Below are 2948 nucleotides of genomic sequence, written 5' to 3'. Positions count from 1 at the left end.
GAAAAATAAATTCCTGCCAATGCGCCATCCCAGGCAGAAAACTTCATTGGATTTCCGCTAGCTGGCATACTGTTATTCCATACTTCAGTAGGAGTTTTTCCGTCTAAATGTTGATGTGTCCGGATCGTGTTGTACCAAAAACGATAAATTGCTAAGTCTATTGCCAACATTTCACCAGAACTGAGCGTGAAATATTTCAGTTTTTGCTTCAGTGTGCCAAAAAATCGTTCGATCTTTCCGTTCATCCAAGGACAACAAACCTCGGTACGTTGGTGTTTAATGTCGAGTAGCCATAATCCAAAACGAAACAAGTATGAAGTAAATACAGCTTCATTATCGGTGCGAACGGCTTGTGGCTTTCCGCAGCTTTCTATCGTGTCAAGCAAATGACGCAGTAAAACAATGGAGGCTTTTGTTGGAATGTGACGCAAGTGAAGGCAAGCACGAGTGCCGGAATCGATAATCCCGAATAGGGTATGAAATTGTTTATTATTGTCTGTCACCTGAGTTAAATCCATCGACCAGATGAGATTCTTTGGTAAAACTCGTGGATATTGATTCTTTATGTTTCGCCGCAATATGTTGATTTCATAACGGTGCTGTTGGATGACTTGATAAACATAAGTTTTGCCAACAGTCATTTGCCGTTTTTTTTCATGGAGTCGATTAAATGTGTTGGCAATTTTTCGGCACCCATCATGGATCATAAACGCTTTCAGTCGGATAATTTCCTGTTTAACCCAGTCTGGTTTTTTCTTCTTACGGATAATTCTCTTGTTCTTCTGGAGCAGAATTTTTCGTGGGAAATAATGTGATGGTTGACGTTTAAGCCTTAGATAAATACTTTCGATAAATTGTATAAGTGTAATCCACAATTTATACCACATCGGTATTAACATAGCTGGCATAACTTGAATTTCCATCAGTAAAAAATCCCGGCACCATAGTTAATTGTAAATACAAAAGTCAACGCGATATCCAAAGTATGTACGGTTTGCATCACTGAAAGCCGTGTGGCAGGCCGTGGCGACAAACAGGATTGGGGCAATGTAGCAGCAGATGCCTTTGGGAATGCATCGGCGAGTTGGATGGTACAGCAGTTTAATAAACCGAAAGCAGCAGCTCCGGTTATTGATCAGCGTGATGCGATAGCCAAGAAAGATTCACCCATCGCCAGTACCACCGCCCCGGAGGCGGGAGCGGTCAGCAATGCCGACAGCCAACTGACACCAGTGCAGCAAAGTGAGCTGAAACTGGAACAGGCAAAGACAAGCAGTAATCCTGTCAGCAGTACTAGTTCATCAAGCGACCTGACGTTCAATTGGTCAAATATCGACTTTAGTGATTATGACTACGATGGTCTGAATGCCTATATAAACCAGGGTTATGCAATGCTTGATGACCTGAGTAACAGGTTTGCAGTCAATGCTCTGTTACATACCAATTATTCCTCAAGCTCCTCTGGTTTTAGTTATCTAGACAGCAAAATAGGCGAAGTTGAAACGCTCCTTGCGATGGGTTCTGGCTTGGTTGGTACTGTAGCCGGTGGCATAACTGGTCTTGCCACGCAGTTGTTCACATGGGGGGATACCAACGCGAGCCTTGCCGTCATGGATGGCGTGCGTGAAAGTTTCACTTACTCACCTAGAAGTGCAACGGGGCAGGCCTATCTGTCCAATGTAGGTTCAGCATTAGCACCCGTTGGTAGTTTTTTTGAAGGGTTGCAACGTACTAGTGGTGACTTTGGTTATGGGCTTTTTGGGGATAATGCGTTAGCAGGTGCTACGTTTAGTATTCTTCCAGATATCGGTTTGGAGTTGATTACTGGCGGCACAGCCGCCATGCTACCTGCGCTTGCAAGATCAAGTAAAACAATAAGTAGATTGGATACTGCATTCGCAACAACAGATGCTGTACCAGTTACAGGTTCAAGAGCGATTGACCTTGGGCAGAGCTATGAAATAGGTGTTAGAGGGTTGTATGGCGATATCCCTTTTAAGCAGCGACAATATGAAGCTCTTGTTGATGGACAATGGGTCTCAGGTGTTGCAGACAATGTTGTTACTATAGGCGGTAAAAATACAGCTATAGAAGCTAAGTTTGTTGATGATTGGGCTGCTTCTTTAAGAAACCCTGCAAGTCCAAATGGAACTAAGCCTTGGGCGCTAGCCGAGCAACAGAAAATGGTTAGCCAAGCAACTAAATATAATGCTGCTTTTGATAACGTCATTTACCACACAAATAGTGTTGATCTTGCCTCGTTTTATTCAAAAGTATTTACTGATTCGGGTATTAGTAATTTCAAGTTTGTTATCACTCCAGTCAAAAAATAGTGAGATTTTTACATGTCCAATAAGATGGAAGATATTTTAGGGTTGGGCCCTATAGATACAGAAAGAAAAATACCTGGTACTTCTTTTGTTGAGGGAAGAGAGTATAGGTATGTTAGTTGTAGTAATAACACTGATATAGAAGTGCTATTTAAAAAAGTCATACGAGAAATCAATCCTCCATTAGCTAAAAATGGTGGTGCCGTTAATGAAGGATGTAAGGTAATTTTGCCTTCTGGCGAATGCTATTTTGCGGTTTCTTATAAAGGAGATATTGAAGGGTGGCGGCAGCAAATTGAAAATGGTGCTGTTGTACTTGGATTATCAATAGCAACAATTACACAAGATAAACTGCTTCTCAGTAATGGAAACGAAGTTTTTCTTTCTGATTGCAAGTTTCAACTTGAGTAATATTTTTAACTGAACGGCCAAAGCCCAGCGCCTCGCAGCGCTGGGCTTTTTATTTTCTTCTTAGCCGCTTGCCTTGTTAGCTCCCCTCCGCCGTCAATACCAAACAGCCTTGCATGACCCGAAGTCGAACAAAGGGTGTGGCAAGTTGGGCATGATCATCATGATTGTGGTGGCGGTGGTGGTTACTATCGTCACTGCAGGTGCGGC

At 42.6% G+C, this 2948-nt stretch carries 3 protein-coding genes; 2 read left to right on the top strand and 1 reads right to left on the bottom strand.

Annotated elements, in window-relative coordinates; genetic code table 11:
• Window positions 1-923 (bottom strand): integrase core domain-containing protein (locus AC1RJL_RS19810; protein WP_492917262.1); only part of this gene is annotated, 923 nt, incomplete at its 3' end.
• A 90-nt stretch (window positions 924-1013) separates the two neighbouring features.
• Here AC1RJL_RS19810 and AC1RJL_RS19805 point away from each other — a divergent pair.
• Both AC1RJL_RS19805 and AC1RJL_RS19800 read left to right on the top strand, forming a co-directional pair.
• A complete protein-coding gene (locus AC1RJL_RS19805) occupies window positions 1014-2333 on the top strand; it encodes a hypothetical protein (RefSeq protein ID WP_492917261.1) in 1320 nt (439 codons plus the stop codon).
• Between the two features lie 12 nt (window positions 2334-2345).
• Window positions 2346-2741, top strand: a complete 396-nt coding sequence (locus AC1RJL_RS19800; RefSeq protein ID WP_492917259.1) for a hypothetical protein — start codon at window positions 2346-2348, stop codon at window positions 2739-2741.
• Window positions 2742-2948: the final 207 nt, after the last annotated feature.

The sequence above is a fragment of the Cellvibrio sp. GW822-FHT04B05 genome, assembly GCF_058800985.1.
Note: the sequence above shows the minus strand (reverse complement) of the source record. Positions and strands in the feature narration are given on the sequence as shown.